The 20,413-nt window shown below is 34.5% G+C and carries 19 protein-coding genes; 9 read left to right on the top strand and 10 right to left on the bottom strand.

Translation table 11 applies throughout. The features are described from left to right. Window positions 1-2: 2 nt before the first annotated feature. The 3 genes from P178_RS0102825 to P178_RS0102815 all read right to left on the bottom strand — a co-directional run bounded on the left by P178_RS0102825 (window position 3) and on the right by P178_RS0102815 (window position 4,016). On the bottom strand, window positions 3-2,522 hold the full coding sequence (locus P178_RS0102825) for a carboxypeptidase-like regulatory domain-containing protein (RefSeq protein ID WP_027064790.1): 2,520 nt from the start codon (window positions 2,520-2,522) through the stop codon (window positions 3-5). Beyond that, window positions 2,500-3,417, bottom strand: a complete 918-nt coding sequence (locus tag P178_RS0102820) for a FecR family protein (RefSeq protein WP_027064789.1) — start codon at window positions 3,415-3,417, stop codon at window positions 2,500-2,502. Before P178_RS0102820 ends, P178_RS0102825 begins: the two co-directional genes overlap by 23 nt. Before the next feature lie 86 nt (window positions 3,418-3,503). Next, complete coding sequence (locus P178_RS0102815) at window positions 3,504-4,016, bottom strand: RNA polymerase sigma factor (RefSeq protein ID WP_027064788.1); 513 nt, start codon at window positions 4,014-4,016, stop codon at window positions 3,504-3,506. Window positions 4,017-4,122: 106 nt separating this feature from the next. Here P178_RS0102815 and P178_RS0102810 point away from each other — a divergent pair, with 106 nt between their 5' ends. The 6 genes from P178_RS0102810 (at window position 4,123) to P178_RS0102785 (ending at window position 12,813) form a co-directional block, all read left to right on the top strand. Then, window positions 4,123-5,889 carry a hypothetical protein gene (locus P178_RS0102810; protein WP_027064787.1) on the top strand — a complete coding sequence of 589 codons (1,767 nt, stop codon included), beginning with the start codon at window positions 4,123-4,125 and terminating at the stop codon, window positions 5,887-5,889. A 234-nt stretch (window positions 5,890-6,123) separates the two neighbouring features. Next, complete coding sequence (gene ffh, locus P178_RS0102805; RefSeq protein ID WP_027064786.1) at window positions 6,124-7,461, top strand: signal recognition particle protein; 1,338 nt, start codon at window positions 6,124-6,126, stop codon at window positions 7,459-7,461. 32 nt (window positions 7,462-7,493) lie between these two features. Next, complete coding sequence (locus P178_RS0102800; RefSeq protein ID WP_027064785.1) at window positions 7,494-8,378, top strand: bifunctional 5,10-methylenetetrahydrofolate dehydrogenase/5,10-methenyltetrahydrofolate cyclohydrolase; 885 nt, start codon at window positions 7,494-7,496, stop codon at window positions 8,376-8,378. 419 nt (window positions 8,379-8,797) lie between these two features. Continuing rightward, window positions 8,798-9,853, top strand: coding sequence for a sensor histidine kinase (locus P178_RS0102795; protein WP_027064784.1), 1,056 nt, complete (start codon window positions 8,798-8,800; stop codon window positions 9,851-9,853). Window positions 9,854-9,962: 109 nt separating this feature from the next. Next, on the top strand, window positions 9,963-11,693 hold the full coding sequence (locus P178_RS0102790) for an alpha/beta hydrolase-fold protein (RefSeq protein WP_036145620.1): 1,731 nt from the start codon (window positions 9,963-9,965) through the stop codon (window positions 11,691-11,693). A gap of 148 nt (window positions 11,694-11,841) precedes the next feature. Next, window positions 11,842-12,813 (top strand): aldo/keto reductase, encoded by a 972-nt coding sequence (locus P178_RS0102785; RefSeq protein WP_027064782.1) that lies wholly within the window; start codon window positions 11,842-11,844, stop codon window positions 12,811-12,813. Between the two features lie 99 nt (window positions 12,814-12,912). On the opposite strand, the gene P178_RS0102780 is transcribed toward P178_RS0102785, so the two are convergent. From P178_RS0102780 to P178_RS0102760, 5 genes are all read right to left on the bottom strand, one after another. Next, a complete protein-coding gene (locus tag P178_RS0102780) occupies window positions 12,913-13,338 on the bottom strand; it encodes a VOC family protein (protein ID WP_027064781.1) in 426 nt (141 codons plus the stop codon). A gap of 2 nt (window positions 13,339-13,340) precedes the next feature. Then, complete coding sequence (locus P178_RS0102775) at window positions 13,341-13,592, bottom strand: Rho termination factor N-terminal domain-containing protein (protein WP_027064780.1); 252 nt, start codon at window positions 13,590-13,592, stop codon at window positions 13,341-13,343. A 57-nt stretch (window positions 13,593-13,649) separates the two neighbouring features. Further along, complete coding sequence (locus P178_RS0102770; RefSeq protein ID WP_027064779.1) at window positions 13,650-14,489, bottom strand: alpha/beta fold hydrolase; 840 nt, start codon at window positions 14,487-14,489, stop codon at window positions 13,650-13,652. A 64-nt stretch (window positions 14,490-14,553) separates the two neighbouring features. Beyond that, the gene (locus P178_RS0102765; RefSeq protein WP_027064778.1) at window positions 14,554-15,108 is read right to left on the bottom strand and encodes a hypothetical protein; all 555 of its coding nucleotides are present in this window, start codon (window positions 15,106-15,108) and stop codon (window positions 14,554-14,556) included. A gap of 4 nt (window positions 15,109-15,112) precedes the next feature. After that, complete coding sequence (locus P178_RS0102760; protein ID WP_027064777.1) at window positions 15,113-16,618, bottom strand: helicase HerA-like domain-containing protein; 1,506 nt, start codon at window positions 16,616-16,618, stop codon at window positions 15,113-15,115. Between the two features lie 170 nt (window positions 16,619-16,788). Here P178_RS0102760 and P178_RS0102755 point away from each other — a divergent pair, with 170 nt between their 5' ends. Further along, window positions 16,789-17,421: a 7-carboxy-7-deazaguanine synthase QueE gene (locus P178_RS0102755; RefSeq protein WP_027064776.1), complete on the top strand. Its 633-nt coding sequence runs from the start codon at window positions 16,789-16,791 to the stop codon at window positions 17,419-17,421. A 13-nt stretch (window positions 17,422-17,434) separates the two neighbouring features. Here P178_RS0102755 and P178_RS0102750 read toward each other — a convergent pair whose 3' ends face one another. Beyond that, window positions 17,435-18,340, bottom strand: a complete 906-nt coding sequence (locus tag P178_RS0102750; protein ID WP_027064775.1) for a hypothetical protein — start codon at window positions 18,338-18,340, stop codon at window positions 17,435-17,437. A gap of 45 nt (window positions 18,341-18,385) precedes the next feature. Continuing rightward, window positions 18,386-19,117 carry a class I SAM-dependent methyltransferase gene (locus P178_RS0102745; RefSeq protein WP_231500496.1) on the bottom strand — a complete coding sequence of 244 codons (732 nt, stop codon included), beginning with the start codon at window positions 19,115-19,117 and terminating at the stop codon, window positions 18,386-18,388. A gap of 57 nt (window positions 19,118-19,174) precedes the next feature. Here P178_RS0102745 and P178_RS0102740 point away from each other — a divergent pair, with 57 nt between their 5' ends. Both P178_RS0102740 and P178_RS0102735 read left to right on the top strand, forming a co-directional pair. After that, window positions 19,175-19,666 (top strand): YkgJ family cysteine cluster protein, encoded by a 492-nt coding sequence (locus P178_RS0102740; RefSeq protein WP_027064773.1) that lies wholly within the window; start codon window positions 19,175-19,177, stop codon window positions 19,664-19,666. A 165-nt stretch (window positions 19,667-19,831) separates the two neighbouring features. After that, window positions 19,832-20,332, top strand: coding sequence for a hypothetical protein (locus P178_RS0102735; RefSeq protein ID WP_027064772.1), 501 nt, complete (start codon window positions 19,832-19,834; stop codon window positions 20,330-20,332). Window positions 20,333-20,413 lie beyond the last annotated feature (81 nt).

The raw sequence follows: 20,413 nt of genomic DNA, 5'->3' as shown, positions 1-20,413 counted from the left end.
GCTTAAAAGCTTATTCGTAAACTGAAATTTGGTGTAATACCCAACGATAACCGTTCTATAGTTTCAATGGTATTATCTTCTTGTAATCTGTAATACGTATTTAAGGTATTACGTCTATGGGTGAAGTTCAGTACAGATGCTCCCAGGGTTGTTTTTACCTTATCATTTATATTTAGGGTGTATATAGCCGATGCATCTGCTCTTAGGTATTCTGGTAGCCTGCTGCTGTTAGATTCCTCGTAGTTTATTTCATTTGGGAAAACAGCTTCATTAATTGGGTCGTTTTTATCTGGTTGTGTAAAGGGTTTGCCAGATTTATAATTTAAGCCCAATCCTAATTTTAAATTACCGATAGTGTAGTTTCCGGCAAGTGTAACGGCATGTCTTACATCTAAGTTATTTGGGAATATGGTAGGTGATAGGGCATCAAAAGTGTAATCGTTTTTATTGAAGGTATAGCTAAGCCATGCACTGTAGTAATTGTTTTTTGTATTAATTAAAAACTCGGCTCCTTTTACGACATAAGAACCTATTTCCCCATCAAACTGATTTTGGTTTTGAAATCCTTGGGTATAGACATTTATACCGTCTACCTTTTTATAAAACCCATCAATGCCAAGGTAGAACTTATCAGTGTCATAATTAAAACCAATAGAACCTTGTTTGCTTTTAGTAATAGGTAGGGCATCTCCATCAGAAAGAATCCATCGTCTTTTTTCAATTCCCAAGAAGTTCTGTTCTAAATCTATTATTTGATTGGTGACCTGACTTTTAAATTCTCCTAAAACCTCGGTTTTAAAATTGGGTAAAAACGTATAGGTGACATTTAATCTAGGTTCAAAAACATATTCTTTAAACGTATTTAAATTTTCAAAATAATTAAGCCTTCCACCTAGTGAACCTTTTAATTTTTCATTTTCTGAACTGTAATTTAGTTCAGAGAATAATGCGTGATGCCGAATAACCCCTTTAATATTACTTGCAAAAGGAGGCTGATTAACATTGGTAGTATTTTCAATTCCTGTTTCGGTAAACTCATAGCCGTTCATCCAATTTATAGTGTCACATAATTGATAATTAGTAGTGAGTTTTACGTTCGATTCTTTTACCAGATTATTTTGGGTAAGCTTTTGAGTGTCGTTATTTGAAATAGATAGGGCATCTAAATCGTACTGTGTGTAATAGAAACTTAGTTGCGATGTAAAGATACCTGTCCATTCGCTTTGCAACTGACTTCCAATAGAGAAATTATCTTGGTTGAGATTACTTCTATTGGGAGCATTGCCGTCATTGGTAGTTTCAAGGTAATTTAAATTGTTGCTCATTGTGATCATGCTTGCGCTAACATGATGGTAAGGATTTATTTCGTAGATAAACTTAGTTGTAAAATCATAAAAGTAAAATTCACTTTCATTATCTACCTCGGTGTCTTGAAATGCTTTTTCTGAAAATGTAGTGTAGGTTGGAGTATTCAAGAAATCTGTATACGATCTACGGGCAGATATTTGGATGGCTAAATTTTCATTAACGGGAATCTCGCCAAAAACATCACCGGAGATTAAGTTAAAACCGGCACCACCTTTAGCATATAATGGAAGTTCTTGCATAGATTTCATACTCAACGTGCCACTTACGCCGCCACCATAAATGGCAGATGTTCCATTTTTAATGATGGATACCTTTTCGGTTACATAGGGGTTGAATGCAGATATTAATCCAAAAAAGTGTCCGGTTTGGTACATTTTTATACCATCCCAAAGAATTAGGTTTTGGTCATTAGTACCACCTCTTATATTAATATCTGATACAGTTTCATCAACACTTTTTATACCTGGTAACGCTTGTACTGTCTGTAGAATATCTGGCTCGCTTGCACCAGGTAGAATCCCGAATTTTTCAGTATTCAATTCAATACTGGCATCACTTAGTTTATTAAGTCCTGTGGTTAGAAATTGCGTAACAATGACTTCGTCCAATTCTTGGTAACTGAGTGCCATGGCAATAGTTTTGCAGTCGGTAGTTTTAATGAATTCTTTTGCCTCTATGAATATTGGTTTAAAGCCAATATGTTTAATTTGTATCAAGGAATTTCTAGGAACATTTTCAAAACTAAAAGCACCATTGGCATCCGTAATTCCCGATAAATTAGATTCATATATTTCAACCGTAGCACCAGGTATGGTGTTCTCTTCAAAATTGTCTAAAACAAAACCACATATTGTTATAGTTGATGCTTTAGTTAGTGTATAATAACGGTCATTAAGTTTAGTGATGGTAATTCCTGTTGTATTTCTAAGTGAATTAAGAATAGCATCAAGTGAATCTGAATTAGATTTTTCAATGTAAATGGCATTTACATCACTATCTGCATAGGAGAATTTCACATTGAACGATGTCTCCAATTCAGAAAGATAATCGCGTAATGGAATACTATCGTTATCTATAGTTTGGGCATAACTATTCATGCTGAAAACTAACAAGAATAGAAAAACGATAAAATTATTTTGGTGCCTTTTTTGCATAGAACAGCACTTTATTCCCTTCTAAGTTAAACTTAATTTGTAAAGGAACGCTTATGCTTTTTAGGGCAAGATCTAAATTGTCGTTACTAAAAGTTCCTGTAAAAAGTTGAGCTGTATCAATTTCTTTGGAGGTAACTTCAATATCATATTGTCGCTGTAATTCATCCATAACATAATGTAGCGGAACACTTTCAAAAGAACTCTCTTTAGATAACCATGAAGGAGCGCCATTTAATGGGGCTTTTGACATTGTGCTATTTCCATTTAAAGTCATTAAAGAATTTCCCGCAGGTAATTTTGTTTCTTTATTATTAATGGTCACACTTACTAAGCCTTCAAAACAAGTAACTTCAAAATAGTTTTCTCTGGTTTCAACATTAAATTGGGTTCCTAATACGGTAACTAATCCTTGAGAGGTGGCTACCGTGAACTTTTTTCCTTTGGCAACTTTAAAATAAGCTTCTCCTTTAAGATCTACATTTCTATGTTCATTCCATTTTTTTTCACTGAAAGCCAACTGAGATTCCGCGTTTAAAATTACCTCAGATGTATCTGGTAAGGTTATGGCTTTATTCTCTGCATAGGCTGTAGTGTAAGACTCGTTTAAGGTGCTCAAGTAAAAGAATGATCCCGCTAGCAATACTGCTATAACAGCGGCAATACGAAGAAATGTTTTAAATGGAGAGAGTACATGAACTTTAGTTTCCTCCGTTGTTGTTTTATGTTGGTCAATAGCTGTCCATGCTTTATCCATATCAAATTCAGGAGATTCTAACTGAGAAGTAGACTCTTTAATCTTTTGATATGTTTTAAAGGCTTCTGATTTTTTGAATTTCACCAACTCGGCTTCGGTCAACTCATCATTAAGCCATTTTGCTAAGTAATTATCTTGCATGTTTTTAGCTTTACAGTAGTATAACAACTAAATAATAGTTTACCCTACTTTATTCTTAAATATAATTTTTTCTGTACTAAATTTATCTATATGCCATCAATCTGCTCCCTTAGACTTTTAAGGGCCAAGTGCATTCTTTTTTCTATTGCTTTGACGCTTACATTTTCCATTTCTGCTATTTCTGCATATTTTTTACCATTTATCCTGTTGAGTAAAAAAGTAGTACGCTGATTTTCTGGTAGGCTATTCAATGCATTATCCAATTTTTCTTTGAATTGATTTTCCTCCATAATAAACTCAGGAGATTCATTGGTGGTTTTTAAAGTGGCGTCTGCATATTTTAAGCGTACTTTTTCTGCCTTTATCACATTAAGATAAAGATTGTTCGCAACAGTGTATAAATATGATTTTGCTTTTACAGGTGTAACCTTTGCGCAATTTTCCCAAAGCTTAACAAAAGCTTCTTGCACCGCATCATTGGCTTTTTCTTCGTTACCGAATTTGTAATAAATATAATTGAAGATAGTTTTAGACGTTTCATTAAAAACTCTCTTATAAACCTGCTCTTCACATACATTTAAATGGTCTTCTGCTTTCAATGGATTGCTTTTTGCCAAAGATATTTTAAAAAAAATAAAAAGGGAGGTAGGGTATTTTTATAGTCAGTTGTTTTAGAAGCATAATAACAAACAATACCCCGGTAATATGAAAAAGATATTTAATTATGCAATGTACGTTAGCCTACTAACAATTGCATTAAGTTTTACAGCTTGCCAAGATGAAATTGAGGAAATCAACACAGGTGAAGAACCACAAACAATAACTGCAAACTCTACTACTGCAGACTTAATTCAACGAACCAGTTCTAATGATGGTTCTTGTGATAACATTGTTGATGGCACAAGTTGCTATCAAATAAACTTTCCTTATACCGTTGAGGTAAATGGATTAACACTCACTATTGAATCTGAAGATGATATAGAACAAATTGAAGATATATTTGATAGTGTAGAAGATGATGAAAACTTATTGGATATTATCTTTCCTATTACCGTAACAGCTGGTGATTTCTCTGAAATTACTATTAACGGATTGGAAGATTTACGCGAGTTAGCCGCAGAATGTAAAGAAGGTGGTGATGACGATGATATAGAGTGTATAGATTTTGTGTATCCAATGACGTTATTTTCATTTAACGTCAATTTGGAACAAACAAATACTATTGAGGTTACAAGTGATCGTGAGTTAAGATTGTTTTTTAAGGATTTAGATGACGATAACTTAATTAGTTTTGATTTTCCTTTAACCTTAAAGTTGCATGATCAAACGACTATTACAGTAGAAAATAATCAAGAACTGGCTAGTGCAATTGAAAATGCCAAAGATGATTGTGATGAAGACGACGACGATGATTATAATGATGATGATTTTGATCTAGATGAAATAAATGAAGAACTAGTTGAATGTGTTTGGTTCGTTACAGAATTTAAAAGAAATGATATTGACCAGACACCACAATATGTGAACTACATTTTAAATTTTAAAGAAGATGGTACTGTGCTAACTGGGTTTACAGGAGCTACTACTATTGAAGGTACTTGGACAAGTACAGTTGGTGACGACGGTGCAAAACTTACTATGGATTTTGAGTCGAATACCGATTTCAACTTAGAGTGGAATGTGTATGATTTGGGTAATGATAAAATTAAATTATACAGTGATGATAGCAATAGAATTGTTATGAAACAATTCTGCGATGAGGATTTAGTTGAGGAAACTGTTGAAAGCATTACAGAGACTTTGAGAGAATGTGCTTGGGTGATTAAAACTGCTAAGAACAATGATGTACAAATCAATAGATTGTTAGGTGATGAGTTTGAATTTCAGGCAGATGGGGTTGTGACACTAACTAACGAAACCACTGTGACTGAAGGTACATGGACGGTATCTACTAATACACAAGGCGTATTTGTAGTAGCCATAGTTATGGAAGATGAAAGTGCTGTAAGTTTTGAGTGGTTGTTGATAGACCTAGAAGACGATATTGTAAAATTCAATGTTGAAGAAACTTTTTATGAATTGGTAATAGTTAAGAAATGTATAGATGATGACGAGGAGGATATTGAATTTATTGAAACAATTTTCGATGATACCGAGTGGGATATAGCATATTTCGCAGAGAATAACGATGAGTCCACCACGTTATTTGCAGATGTAAAACTGTATTTAGATGATGATGGTAGCTTAGAAGTTAGAAACTTAAATGGTGAAGTTTTTAGCAACGGTAGCTGGTTTGTATATAGAAATGACTTTAACGGTAAATTAGAAATGATAATTTCTTTTGAACCAGGTAGTAATTACTTGCCTTTAGCTAATGATTATCAAATTTTAGAGGTAGATGATATGAGAATTGAGCTTAAGCATGAAAATGACACTGGTTTATACGACCATTTAATATTAGAAAGAGAGTAAGATTAGAACATCCAAAAATATACCGTTAACAGTAAAGAGTTGGGCCTCGTTGGCGGTATTGATGGAGGTTTTAGTTAGGGAGTTTATGAAAATGTAATTCCTTTTTTGCCCCACAAGCAACTTTAGAGCATCCAATTTTTAATGGGTGCTCTTTTGTTTTGTAGATTTTGTGGTACATGCTGCGGAAATAGCATCGAATATTATTAAATTTGTAACCCCTTAAAAAAGAAAAGAATGTTCGATAATTTAAGCGATAAGCTAGATAAAGCTTTACATGTACTAAAAGGACATGGTCAGATTACAGAAATTAATGTTGCAGAGACTACCAAAGAAGTACGCCGAGCCTTATTGGATGCCGATGTTAACTTTAAAATAGCCAAAGAATTTACCAATAGGGTAAAAGAAAAGGCATTGGGGCAAAATGTATTAACGACCTTACAGCCAGGTCAGTTAATGGTGAAAATTGTAAAAGATGAGCTTACCCAGTTAATGGGAGGTGAGTCAGAAGGTATTAACCTATCCGGTAATCCATCGGTAATTTTAATGTCTGGTTTACAAGGTTCTGGTAAGACTACCTTTTCTGGTAAGCTTGCAAATTTTCTTAAAACTAAAAAATCTAAGAACCCATTACTTGTAGCTTGTGATGTATACCGTCCTGCGGCAATAGATCAGTTACATGTAGTTGGTGATCAAATTGGGGTGCCGGTTTATTCTGATAGAGAAAATACCGACCCTGTTGCTATTGCCAAAGCAGGTATTGCAAAAGCAAAAGCAGATGGGCACAATGTGGTAATTATAGATACCGCTGGTCGTTTGGCAGTAGATGAGAAGATGATGGCAGAGATATCTGACATTCATAAAGCAATACAACCACAAGAAACATTGTTCGTTGTCGATTCTATGACGGGTCAAGATGCGGTCAATACTGCAAAAGCTTTCAACGATATACTAAATTTTGATGGGGTTATCTTAACCAAATTAGATGGTGATACCCGTGGTGGTGCGGCTATCTCTATTAAATCGGTAGTAGATAAACCAATTAAGTTTATTGGTACGGGTGAAAAGATGGAGGCTATAGATATTTTCTATCCTTCACGTATGGCAGATCGTATTTTGGGTATGGGTGATGTTATATCACTTGTAGAAAGAGCCCAAGAGCAATTTGATGAAGAGGAGGCAAGAAAGATCCAAAAGAAAATTGCCAAAAATAAATTCGGATTCGATGATTTCCTGAGCCAGATTCAGCAAATCAAGAAGATGGGTAATATGAAAGATCTTATGGGGATGATTCCTGGTGCAGGAAAAGCCTTAAAAGGTTTAGATATTGATGATGATGCCTTCAAACATATTGAAGCTATTATTTATTCAATGACTCCAGAAGAGCGTTCTACGCCTTCTAAATTAAATGCTAGTAGAAAAAAGCGTATTGCAAAAGGTTCTGGTAGAGAAGTTCAAGAAATCAATCAGCTTTTAAAGCAATTTGATCAAATGAGCAAGATGATGAAAATGATGCAAGGCGGTGGTGGCAAAAAGATGATGCAGATGATGGGTGCCATGAAAGGAATGAAATAATAAGCGAACAACACAATTAAAAAGATACGGATATGGAATTATTGGATGGTAAAAAAGTATCCAATCAAATAAAGGAGGAAATCAAGGCTGAGGTAGCTAAGATGCGTGAAAGAGGTGAAAAAGTACCTCACCTAGCGGCAATTATTGTAGGTAGTGACGGTGCTAGTTTAACTTATGTAGGTAGTAAAGTGCGTTCTTGCGAGCGTATCGGTTTTGAGTCTACCTTAATACAAATGCCAAGTACTACTTCTGAGCAAGAATTATTGAACAAGATTAAAGAATTGAACGTTGATGATGATATCGACGGTTTTATCGTTCAATTGCCTTTACCAGAACAAATAGATACCCAAAAGGTGATTATGGCCGTAGATCCAGATAAGGATGTAGACGGATTTCACCCAACCAACTTTGGTAAAATGGCTTTGGATATGAGTACGTTCATACCTGCGACTCCGTTTGGGATTCTTGAATTATTAGAACGCTACAAGGTTGATACAAAAGGTAAACATACGGTGGTAATAGGTCGTAGTCACATCGTTGGTAGACCTATGAGTATTTTAATGGGTAGAAAAGGATGGCCGGGAAACTCCACGGTAACCCTTACCCACAGTCACACTAAAAATATTACCCAAATTATTTCTCAGGCAGATATTGTAATATCAGCATTGGGAGTGCCTAATTTCCTGAAGGCTGAAATGGTAAAAGATGATGCTGTGGTAATTGATGTAGGAATCACAAGAGTGCCAGATGAAACTAAAGAAAAAGGATATTATATTACAGGTGATGTTGATTTTGAAAATGTAAGTAAAAAAGCATCTTTTATAACTCCCGTACCTGGTGGGGTAGGTCCAATGACCATAGCAATGTTGTTGAAAAACACATTATTGGCTAGAGAGAGACATAGAAATAGAAATTAATTTCTTTCAACAATAAAAAAACCTTCAACTAATTAAAGTTGGAGGTTTTTTTATTGCGGTAATTTCTTAATCGTAATACCTGTATTTGTACTATCATTAGGTGTTAAGATATCAATATCATTACTGTCGTCATAATCACAACTAGCAATGCATGTAACTGAACAAAGAATAATAGTTATCATTAAAATTTTTCTCATAATAGGTGTTATTTAGCGGTTATCATGAATACAACTATTATAAAACGAATTTTTATTTAAAATGGTATTTGTTAAGAATCAATTAATTAACAAATTGACAAGGAGTTGGAATTAAATTTTTTAGTGGTTATTATTATGCTAGTTTATATTTTGTCTAAGTTTAAAGGTGCAATGCAATTAAAAACAGTCGTTCTGGCGGTTTTAAACCAGTAAAGAAAGTATATGAAATTGAACCATTTTTTTGATTCATCGGTAGATATGCTTTGCATTGCCAATTATGATGGATATTTTGAAGATGTAAATCCGGCGTTTATTAATTTACTTGAATACACAAAAGAAGAGTTGTTTTCAAAGAAGATTAATGATTTCGTTTTTGATGAAGACAAAGATGCTACGCAACAAACAAGGGCAAGTCTTCATGAAAATAAGAAGCTGTTAAGTTTTCAAAATAGGTATGTCAGTAAATCGGGAAAGATAATTTGGTTGTCTTGGAGCGCTGTGCCAGTAGATGAAGAAAAGTTGGTGTATGCAATTGCAAAGGATATTACCAGCGAAATGAATTTAAAAAATGAGCGTATTCTAGAATTTGCCAAACTAAAGACGGTAAATGAAGATCTTGTGAGATTAAACTACACTACTTCACATGATTTAAGGGCACCAATGAATAATCTAATTTCTCTTTTTGATGTGTTAGATTTCTCTGTAATTCATGATGAAGATACGATACAGGTACTTAGGTATATGGAGATTTCAGCTAAAGGTGTAAAAGAGTCTTTAGAGAAGTATCTGAGCTTAGCAGAAAATGCAAGTAAAGGTTTAAGTTCACTTACAGAAGTTAGCTTTGAGACCATTTTGACTAAAACACAAAGTACACTAGGGTCAATACTAAAGAATTCTAAAACAGAAATTGACTTTGATTTTTCTGTTTATGAAAGTGTTTATTTTGACAATGCTTATATGGAAAGTATTTTCTTGAACCTTATTACCAATTCCATAAAATATACAATCCAAGGTGTTCCTCCTAAAATTGAAATTAAATCAGATTTTATAGAAGGTAAGAAGGTGCTCTTGTTTAAAGATTACGGGCAAGGTTTTGATATGGAGAAGAATGGACATAAGATTTTTGGTTTAAACCAGCGTTTTAATACTACCGAAGATGGCAAAGGTGTAGGGCTATTTTTAATTCATAATCAAATTAATAGTCTAGGCGGTACAATTTCAGTAGCCAGTGCCCCAAACGAAGGGGCTGAGTTTACAATCACCTTTCCTGCCTTATAAATTGACTATCTCGTATTTTCTTAATTACTAGTTTTAAAATAATATTGATTTCTAAAATTCAATAGAGAGATTTCATTAATTATCTTTAAGCTTGAAAATATAATTTACCATGATAAAACAAATAGTTGCCATTGCATTAGTATTAGGTCTTTTTGTAAGTTGTGAAAAGGTGGTTGAGCCGGTTCATAAAATTCAAGTTTCCTTTAGTGAGGATGTCGGATCTACAACGTTAGATGGTCGTTTATTACTTATGTTATCTTCCGATGATAGTGATGAGCCTAGGTTTCAAATTAATGACGGATTAAATACCCAACTCATTTTTGGGATGAATGTAGAGAATTGGGCTAAGGATTCTGTCTTAACTTTTGATGAAACTATTTTTGGATACCCATATGAAAGTTTAAAGGACGTACCGCCGGGGGAATATAATGTTCAGGCACTACTAAATGTATATGAAACTTTTAATCTGTCTACGGGGCATACGGTAAAGTTGCCTATGGATAATGGCGAAGGGCAGAAGTGGCAGAAATCACCTGGTAATTTATACAGTAAGCCATTTAAGATAAGAGTTGCCAGCAATGGTTTTGAAAATGTTTCTGTAGAGTTGGATCAGGTAATACCGCCAATTGAAGAGCCAGAAGATACCAAGTGGATTAAACATGTAAAGGTAAAATCAGAAAAACTATCGGAATTTTGGGGTCGTGATGTTTTTTTAGGAGCCCATGTTTTGCTTCCAAAAGGATTTGAGGAACATCCTGAAGCTAAGTATCCTCTTATGGTTTTTCACGGTCATTTTCCTTCAGATTTCGGAGGTTTTAGAACTACACCGCCTGACCCTAAAATGAAACCTGAGTATTCTGAAAGATTTAGTATCGAAGGTTATAATATAATAGAGCAACAAGAGGCGTATGATTTTTATAAACGTTGGAACGAACCTGATTTTCCACGCTTTATTATTATAGAAATTCAACATCCAACACCATATTATGATGATTCTTATGCTGTAAATTCGGCAAGTCAAGGACCTTATGGAGATGCGATCACCTATGAGCTAATTCCAGAGATAGAAAAACAATTTAGGGGAATGGGCGAAGGTTGGTCACGTTTCTTGTATGGCGGATCAACTGGTGGTTGGGAAGCATTGGCAGTTCAAGTTAAATACCCTAATGAGTATAATGGATGTTTTGCAGCTTGCCCAGATCCTATAGATTTTAGAGCTTATACGCTAACCAATATATATGAGGACGATAATGCATACTATTATCCAAGTGCACATAAAAAATTAGAAGTACCATCGCATCGAAATTATCTAGGTCAAATACAATCTACATTGCGTCAAGGCAATCATTTAGAGCTAGTATTAGGAGATAAATCAAGGTCAGGGCAACAATGGGACATTTGGGAGGCTACCTATTCGCCACAAGGCAAAGATGGTTATCCGGTTAGGATTTGGGATAAAAAAACAGGTGAGATAGATCATGAAGTTGCAGAATATTGGAAAGAGAATTTTGATTTACGTCATATTCTAGAGCGTGATTGGGATAAACTAGGTGATAACCTAAAAGGGAAAATACATATCTATTGTGGAGATATGGATAACTATTACTTAAATAATGCAGTGTACTTAATGGAAGATTTTTTGGAAAGTACCACGGATCCTTATTATGAAGGCGAAGTTTTATATGGAGATCGAGATGAACATTGTTGGAACGGAGATCCAGACCAACCCAACGCTATAACTCGTTTAAGATACAACAGTATGTACGTGCCCAAGATAATGGAACGCATAGAGAAAAGTGCACCTAAAGGAGCAGATTTAACCAGTTGGAGGTATAAGTAGGTCTAACCGTTTTAATTGAAATACTAATTTCATTTCGAGTGAATTTTGAGTCACGAAAAATTAGTATCGAGAAAGATTATTTGCGAGTTGGCAAAAATGGTCTACTGGGCACATTAAAATTTAATTAGAAAAGAATAAGAATTTAAAAATGAAATACAGAAGATTCGGGAGAACAGATTGGCTAGTAAGTGAAATAGGGTATGGAATGTGGGGTATGGCTGGTTGGACGGCTAGTGATGATGCACAATCCGCAAAGTCTTTGGACCTTGCCGTAGAAAACGGAGTCAATTTTTTTGATACTGCTTGGGGTTACGGAGAAGGACATAGTGAGGAATTGCTTGGTGATTTGGTAAAAAGACATCCCTCTAAAAAAATATACACAGCTAGTAAAATACCACCTAAAAATTTTCAATGGCCGGCGAAACCTGAGTATGCATTTGAGGACTCATATCCTACGGAGCATATTGTGAAGTATACCCATAAGACTTTAAAAAATTTAGGGTTAGAACAAATTGATTTGATGCAATTTCACACGTGGGACGATGTTTGGAGCGATAGGGAAGAGTGGCAACGTGCTATTGAAGATTTAAAAACCTCTGGTAAAGTTGCAGCAATGGGCATTAGTATGAACCGTTGGGAGCCAGAAAATGGCGTAAAAGCATTAAAAACGGGTCTCTTGGATGCTGTTCAAGTAATATATAACATCTTTGATCAAGCTCCTGTAGATAAACTTTTTCCGCTTTGTGAAGAGTTGGATATCGCAACCATTGCACGAGTACCTTTTGATGAAGGTACATTGACAGGAAACATCACTAAAGAAACTACTTTCCCTGAGGGGGATTGGCGCGGCACCTATTTTGTTCCTGAGAATTTAATTTCTTCGGTAGAGCATGCCGATGCCTTAAAACCATTAATTCCTGAGGGAATGACTATGGCCGAAATGGCACTTCGTTTTATACTAATGAATGATAATGTTGGTACTACCATACCAGGTATGCGTAAGCAACGTAATGTATTGGCGAATACAGCCACTAGTGATGGTAAATTGTTGTCTAATGAACTGTATGAAGAATTAAAAAAGCATCGTTGGGATAGAGTTCCGACTTCTTGGTCTCAATAATTGTCATTTAGAATCAAGATTTTCTTAATATAAAAACCACCAACATTAATAAATGTTAGTGGTTTTTTAGTAAAATGCCTTTTGAGAAATCAGATCTGGTTACTTCGCAAACAATTGCCCCATATCTTTAAAAGCTTTAAACTCTAAAGCATTACCTGCGGGATCATAGAAAAACATCGTTGCCTGTTCGCCAACTTTACCTTTAAAACGTACATAAGGTTCAATAACAAATGTTACACCTTTAAATTTTAGCTCTTCTGAAAAGCTTTGGAAAGTATCCCAAGGTAAAACCACACCGTAGTGTGGAACTGGAACATCGTGACCGTCCACGGGATTATGATGTACGGTTTCTGCTTCTGATTTTGGCTTGTAATGTATCACCAACTGATGTCCGAATAAATTGAAATCTACCCAATGGTCGCTACTTCTACCTTCTTCGCAATTTAAAATTTCTCTGTAAAAAGTTCTACATTCTGCTAAATTGTGAACGGGAATAGCAATGTGAAATGGTGTTACGTTTTGCATGATCAGTTATTTCTTAGTGCCGATATTAATTGTTTCTTATTCATTTTTGAGCGTCCGTCTATACCAATTTTCTTGGCTTGGTCGTACAACTCTTTTTTAGTTCTGTCTTCGTAATTAGATGCAGCTCCGCCCTTTTTACCAGCATTTTCAGTATTTGCAATACGGGCAGCTTTTTCTTTGCTATATCCCTTATCGACTAAAGCTTCATATTGTTCCTCATTTTTTATACGAGGTCTGTTATTTGATTTTGCCATTTTTATTTTAAAAATAAATAAAAATAGAACTACGTCTTTGCTTTAATAAGCTAGATATTAATGCTTTAAAAAATCTATAATTTTATCATTAACTACATCTTGGTGCATTGAATGTCCGAAGCCTTCCGTGCTAAACAATTCACTTCCTTTCCAATGTTTATTAACATTTACAGAAGCATGGTAAGGTGCAATTTGATCTAATCTATCGTGAAAAATTAATCCTTTTTTATGGTTGTTTTGAACGAACTTGGAACTAGAAAAATCTTCAGTAGTAAAATTGAATTTCTTGTAAACTAATTTTTCTATTTCTTCTCTTACCTTATCATTGAAGCCTAATAGGTTTTTATAATGGTTAAGTATTTCATGAAATTCTGAAGGAGAACCTACAGTTACCATTTTTTCAATTTGGCTGTTCGGGTTTTTAGACTCATTATATAACAAAGTCATACCTCCCATCGAGTGACCAATAGCCATCTTTGGCTCATATTTTAATAAAAGTGCTTGTAATGTTTCGGCATATAATGGGGCATGAAGAATTTTGCCAGAAGAATACCCATGGGCAGGTGCATCAAAAGCTATGATATTATAATCTTCTTTTTGTAATTTTTCTATCAGCTTATGCCAACGCCATGTGTTACTTTCCCAACCGTGTATAAGTATTACGGTTTCTTTGCTACCGGGCCAGTTGTATACTTGTATTTTATTTTCGCCAACAGATATTACTTCAAATTTAGCATTGTCTAAATACTCTTTTTGGTTAGGTAATACACGACCTTTTCGTACGGTAGCAAAAACTGTAAAAGCTTTTTTTGCAATTTTCTTAGGGATAAACCAAACTAATAAATTAAAATATAGTCCGTATAATTTAGGAATAAGCTTTTGAAAGAATACTGGCACTTGCTGCTATTTAAAAATCAATATAAGGGTAATTGTTGGCAGAATATAAAAAGGAAAATGTATATCAATCCCAACCAACCATCATGTATTTTACTTTGGCGTTATCAGGAATTTGCACCTCTTCAATTTTGCTGTTGGCATTGTACCTAAGACTTTCTGGCAACTCCTTTTTGTCTATGGTAAAATATAAGTCGCTGTCCTTTAGTAAAACAACTACATTGTTAATAGAAGTGATAATTTTTTTAATAGAATAATTTTCACGTATTTCTTTAAAAGTGCTCAATTTAGAAACACCTTCTTCGGTGACAAAACGCTCATCATTAACCATTATATTTTGAATAGTGGCAATACTGTCATTATTTGGTGTTAGAGTAAGTAGTAATGCACCACCTCTTTCGTAAATTTTAATTTTACTTGCTCCGCTACCAAAATTTAATTTTACGGTGTCTTTAACTACCGAGTCTTTTTCAAAAATCAATTCAATATCTCTTGCTAGACTCTGTTTACTCAATTTGCCTACCTGGTCTCCAGATATTTGAAAATCGTTATTTTTTTCTTTTGCACAGTTAATGAGCAAACAGCAGCCAAAAATTATTAAAAGGGTGTGTGTAAACTTCATAATACTATCTCATCACTTTTTTTAATACTCCAAGTACGCCTCTTATGAATGTAGCGCTTGTTAATACTTTAATTACTGGATTCTGTCTGGTACTAGTTCTTCTAGATGTTTTTCTTGCAGCGGGTTTATTCTTTTCTTTCTCGGCTAATTTTTCGGCATTCTCAATTTTTTCGTTCAGAATTTCATAAGCACTTTCCCTATCTATAGTTTCATTGTATTTTTTAACCAATGCAGACCTGTCAATTACTTCTTTCAGTTCTGTATCTGTCAAGATATCCATACGGCTCATAGGTGCGCGTAATAACGTAGCAGCAAGTGGTGTTGGTCTACCTTTCTCGTCTAAGGCAGATATTAATGCCTCTCCAATCCCTAAAGAGGTAAGTACTTCTTTAGTGTCGTAAAACTCAGACTCAGGGTAATTTTCTGCCGTTAATTTTATCGCTTTTCTATCTCTTGCCGTAAATGCTCTTAGCGCATGTTGCACCTTTAAACCTAATTGCGATAATACATCATTTGGTACATCGGTTGGGTTTTGGGTTACAAAGTACAATCCAATACCTTTGGATCTAATCAATTTAACAATACTTTCAATTTGATCCAATAGTGCTTTGGAAGCTTCTTTAAAAATAAGGTGAGCCTCGTCTATAAACAATATTAATTCTGGTCTGTCGCTATCACCTTGTTCAGGGAACGTATCATATATCTCAGCCAATAAACTCAACATAAATGTTGAGAATAATTTTGGTCTATCTTGAATATCCGTTAAACGTAATATATTAATATAGCCTCTTCCTTGTTCATCGATACGGGTAAGGTCGTTTACATTAAAAGATTTTTCTCCAAAAAATAATTCGGCTCCTTGTTGTTCTAGCTCTATAATTTTTCTAAGAATAGTACCTGTAGAACTCGTTGATATTCTACCGTATTCTTTTGTGAATTCTGCTTTACCGGCACCTGTAGCGTATTGTAATACTTTTTTAAAGTCTTTTAAATCTAACAATGGCATTTTTTGATCATCGCAGTATTTAAAAACAACGGCAACAATGCCAGACTGTGTTTCAGAAAGGTCTAGGATACGTGATAGTAAAACAGGACCAAACTCAGAAACGGTAGCTCTTAGTTTTACTCCATCTTGTTCAGAAAGCGAAAGTATTTCTACTGGAAAGCTACTTGCCTTAAAAGGGAAGCCAATTTTTTCGTGACGTTCATCTATTTTTGCATGACCAGGACTTGGTTGTGCCAATCCACTTAAATCACCTTTTAAATCCATCAATAAAACGGGAATACCTTTTTCTGATAAATTCTCTGCCAGTACCTGAAGTGTTTTTGTTTTACCTGTACCCGTAGCACCTGCAATAAGCCCGTGTCTATTTAATGTTTTTAAAGGTATTTTTACAAAAGCATTTTTTACAGCCTCGCCATTAAGAATAGCTGCACCCATATTTATGTAGTCACCTTTTGTAGTATACCCTTTTTCTATGTGGTCAAAAAAATCTTCGGTACCGGCCATTTTATTTATTTTCGATAAAAATAGTTGATTTTTAACCAAACCAAAAGGCAAGGGCTGCCTTAAATATCACTAATTTTTAACATTTGTGGACTATTGATGACCATCTAGGGTTATAATAGACCAATGTTTACTTTCTAAGGAAATTGTGAACTAAAACGTATCTTTGCCAAATGAAAAATGAGGAGGTACTTGAAAAAGTGAATAAAGGGTTGTATTTGCCTTTAATGGAAGAGTTTTACACTATACAGGGTGAGGGATTTCATAAAGGAACAGCAGCTTATTTTATTCGTGTTGGTGGGTGTGATGTTGGTTGCCATTGGTGCGATGTAAAGGAGAGTTGGAATGCAGAAACGCATCCGCCTACAGCTATTGAAAAAATAGTGGATAATGCTGCTACATATTCTGATACAATTGTAATTACAGGTGGTGAGCCTTTAATGTGGGACATGAACCCAATTACAAATGCCTTGAAGGCAAAAGGTTTGAAAACACATATTGAAACTTCTGGTGCCTATACACTTTCTGGAGATTGGGATTGGATTTGTCTTTCTCCAAAAAAGAACAAATTACCTGAAGGGCGTATTTATGACGAAGCGCATGAGCTTAAAGTCATAGTTTATAACAAACACGATTTAATTTTTGCAGAGGAACAAGCCGCTAAAACTAACCTTAACTGCATATTGTATTTGCAACCAGAATGGAGTGTTAGGGATAAGGTAGTGCCAATGATCGTAGATTATGTAATGAAAAATCCTAAATGGAAAGTTTCATTGCAAACCCATAAGTATTTAAATATCCCTTAAATCTTAATAGGCCTTAGTTACGACCACCGTTTGCACGAATATCTAATAAACATTCAGCATCTAAATCTACAGTATTTTCGCCTTTAGCAGTGTTTTGCTGTAATAGGTTTAATACTGTTGTGCCAGACAATACACAGCCAGATTTTATTCCGTCTTCGTATGTTGCTTTGGAATTAGTTTGTAATGATTTCCCTGTAGAACTGCCAAATTGGAGCTCGGCGCGCATTAGGCATCCTATTTGGTTACAATGATTGTCGCCAACCAACTGTCCGTCTTCATTTTCAGACTCAGACTGATGGTCGTTTACCATGTCGGTTCCTAAGTCCACAAGACCAAATAAGTGGCCAAACTCATGATTAAGAGTGGTGGTTTCCACATCTGCCTCATTAATAGAAGAGCTCAGTGTAGCTAATTCTCTAACCGTTACTTCATGAATAATCATTGATGTATTGCGGTATACAGATCCTAAGGTTACCAATCCATCTTCAAGATCATCACCTTCTGCCGGTGCATCAGAAAAATAAATATAGATGCCCAATGAGCTTCCAGTATTGAAAACGGTTCTATTTTTTGTTTCTAGGTCTGCAATTTCTTGAAGTGTTAATTCATCTTCAGAAGGGCTTGACAGCTCTGTGTAAACCAATTCTATCTCTTCTTTAAATGTGTGTTCTTTTAGATAGTCGGTAAATTGGGTGATAGCAGATTCTGTTGGTTTAAAACCAGTAACATATGCAATCTCAATTACAAGTGTATCAAAATTATTGTTAGATAATATATCTCTAGCAGAATCTCCAGTAGCCAATAAATTGGCACTTTTATTTACTGATGTATCTGAATTGTCACTGTCAGAAGAATTTTTAGAGCAAGAAATGGTAAATACTAATATACATGCTACTAAGAAACTTTTGAATTTATTCATAACTCTAAATTGTCTAATAAGGATAACGTAAATAAACTTACCCTATTACTTCATATGCGTCAATCTTGCTAAATAGTCGTAATGTTCGCCTTCCATTACAAGTTTACATGTTAAATTATTATAACTCGCGGCTCTTTGCAAGGTGTTGTAGTCAACATATAACCATGGAAAAGACTGGCTTTTTTGCTTCTTATATTCCATGGAGAAGCTTACTTCACCATAGTAATTAACGTTATCGGGAATCCAATAGCCACCGTCTTCATCATTTTCAAACATATAAATAATGTCACTAGAGTCTAATAGAATTTGTCCGTTATCTTTTAAAAGCGATTTTAGTTTGGTAAAGAATTGTTCTAGTCCATTAAGAGTTCCAGCCAAACCCACACCATTCATTAAAATCAAAATAGTATCATATTGTTGACCTTGATAATCTTCTAGATTGCCGTAAATAGCATTTTTTAATCCCCGCAGCTTGCTAACTTCAATTGCACCTTTTGAAGCATCTAAACCAGTTACGGAAATGCCCATGTTTTGTAGATATAGGGCATGACTACCGGCACCACAACCCACGTCCAATACTTTGCCTGAACACAAGCTTAATGCCTTTTGTTCTATTTCTGGCATATCTTTAAATTCTCTGAACATATAAGGAAGTGGTAAAACATCCTCTTCATTTAAAGAAGAATATGTGATAATATCTTCTGAATAATTTCCTTTTTGATAATCTAAAAGTGCGGTACCTAAAATGTCTTCGTTCAAAATTCTTGTATTTCTCAATACAAAAGTCTCGCTTTTTGGTACTACTTTCCTAGTTTTGAAGAATTAATTTAAGACATGGAAGAGGTTTTACGTGAATTGCCAAAAAAGGCGAGTGAGAAACATAATGAGAATAAAAAGTTTTTTGCCAAGCTTCGTAAAAAGCCACCTAAGAATTTGGACTATACTATGCAAGAACTGCATGAGGCTGAATTTAAACGAACTGATTGTCTTACCTGTGCCAATTGTTGTAAAACAACGGGTCCGTTATTTACCAATGCTGACGTAGAGCGTATATCAAAATCGTTCCGAATGAAAGCTCAAAAATTTATTGAAACGTATTTGCGTGTCGATGAAGAAAATGATTACGTCTTACAACAAACACCTTGTACTTTTTTAGGAGCGGATAATTATTGTTCTATTTATGATGTACGCCCAAAAGCATGCCGAGAGTTTCCGCATACAGACCGAAAGAAGTTTCAACAAATAAGTAATCTTACCCTTAAAAATGTAGCTATTTGTCCTGCTGCTTTCAATATAGTAGAGGAGATGAAGAGGCGGATAAAGTGATGAAGTTGAAGAATGGCTGACTAAATTGTATTTATTGAAAGTGGGCTTTGATGATTAGTTATATGTAGTTATGTTAAATTATATCATTAGTAAAATTAAAAAAAAATGAAAATCAGATTGTTGAAAAAAACTATTGATGAAATAAATCCATTATTTTAAATAAGCATGAAACGTCCTATCCATTTTCTTTTTATTATTATTTCTTTACTTGTATATAACACTTCTTTTGCACAAGAAGATATTAGAAATACTGTGGTTGTAAATTCTGTATTTAACGCACTGAAAACACAGAGCGAAAAAGAATTTTTAAAAATATTACCTACTACAAACGAAGTGGAATATTTGATTCCAATTGTCAAAAATGCTCAGCCAAAAGAAAATATTCCTTCAGTAGATACCATAATTTCAAAGTTTGAAATTAAAGCTATCGAGAATTTTAAAAACATAAGTAAAAGGGGAAACTCGTTCGGGGTATTGTGGGAAGATATTATTTTAGAAAAAGTAAGCTATAAAAATAACCCTGACCATAACGTGCCTATTGAAAGAGGAAGTATTACCATGGAGTGTTCAAGTAACGACAAGAAGTTTCTGATTGTTTTGAAAAAGTCATATAAAATACAAGATACTTGGCGTGTAATGGACCCAATAAAGTTCACCCTTTTGTAAAGTTCTAATTTTTTAGTGTCATTAATTCAAAGCTGGTATTAAATAAGTATACTGTATTTGTAGTGGATTAAATCAATAAAA

The sequence above is a fragment of the Maribacter sp. Hel_I_7 genome (assembly GCF_000688315.1).
Lineage (GTDB): Bacteria > Bacteroidota > Bacteroidia > Flavobacteriales > Flavobacteriaceae > Maribacter > Maribacter stanieri.
The sequence above is the reverse complement of the archived record's forward strand: the minus strand, read 5'-3'. Positions and strand labels throughout refer to the sequence as shown.

Coding starts and splice junctions, on each gene's coding strand:
- P178_RS0102785 (WP_027064782.1), top strand. CDS start 11,842: ATGAAATACAGAAGATTCGGGAGAACAGATTGGCTAGTAAGTGAAATA.
- P178_RS0102800 (WP_027064785.1), top strand. CDS start 7,494: ATGGAATTATTGGATGGTAAAAAAGTATCCAATCAAATAAAGGAGGAA.
- P178_RS0102820 (WP_027064789.1), bottom strand. CDS start 3,417: ATGCAAGATAATTACTTAGCAAAATGGCTTAATGATGAGTTGACCGAA.
- P178_RS0102750 (WP_027064775.1), bottom strand. CDS start 18,340: ATGAATAAATTCAAAAGTTTCTTAGTAGCATGTATATTAGTATTTACC.
- P178_RS0102780 (WP_027064781.1), bottom strand. CDS start 13,338: ATGCAAAACGTAACACCATTTCACATTGCTATTCCCGTTCACAATTTA.
- P178_RS0102735 (WP_027064772.1), top strand. CDS start 19,832: ATGAAACGTCCTATCCATTTTCTTTTTATTATTATTTCTTTACTTGTA.
- P178_RS0102755 (WP_027064776.1), top strand. CDS start 16,789: ATGAAAAATGAGGAGGTACTTGAAAAAGTGAATAAAGGGTTGTATTTG.
- P178_RS0102775 (WP_027064780.1), bottom strand. CDS start 13,592: ATGGCAAAATCAAATAACAGACCTCGTATAAAAAATGAGGAACAATAT.
- P178_RS0102825 (WP_027064790.1), bottom strand. CDS start 2,522: ATGCAAAAAAGGCACCAAAATAATTTTATCGTTTTTCTATTCTTGTTA.
- P178_RS0102795 (WP_027064784.1), top strand. CDS start 8,798: ATGAAATTGAACCATTTTTTTGATTCATCGGTAGATATGCTTTGCATT.
- ffh (WP_027064786.1), top strand. CDS start 6,124: ATGTTCGATAATTTAAGCGATAAGCTAGATAAAGCTTTACATGTACTA.
- P178_RS0102740 (WP_027064773.1), top strand. CDS start 19,175: ATGGAAGAGGTTTTACGTGAATTGCCAAAAAAGGCGAGTGAGAAACAT.
- P178_RS0102810 (WP_027064787.1), top strand. CDS start 4,123: ATGAAAAAGATATTTAATTATGCAATGTACGTTAGCCTACTAACAATT.
- P178_RS0102760 (WP_027064777.1), bottom strand. CDS start 16,618: ATGGCCGGTACCGAAGATTTTTTTGACCACATAGAAAAAGGGTATACT.
- P178_RS0102790 (WP_036145620.1), top strand. CDS start 9,963: ATGATAAAACAAATAGTTGCCATTGCATTAGTATTAGGTCTTTTTGTA.
- P178_RS0102765 (WP_027064778.1), bottom strand. CDS start 15,108: ATGAAGTTTACACACACCCTTTTAATAATTTTTGGCTGCTGTTTGCTC.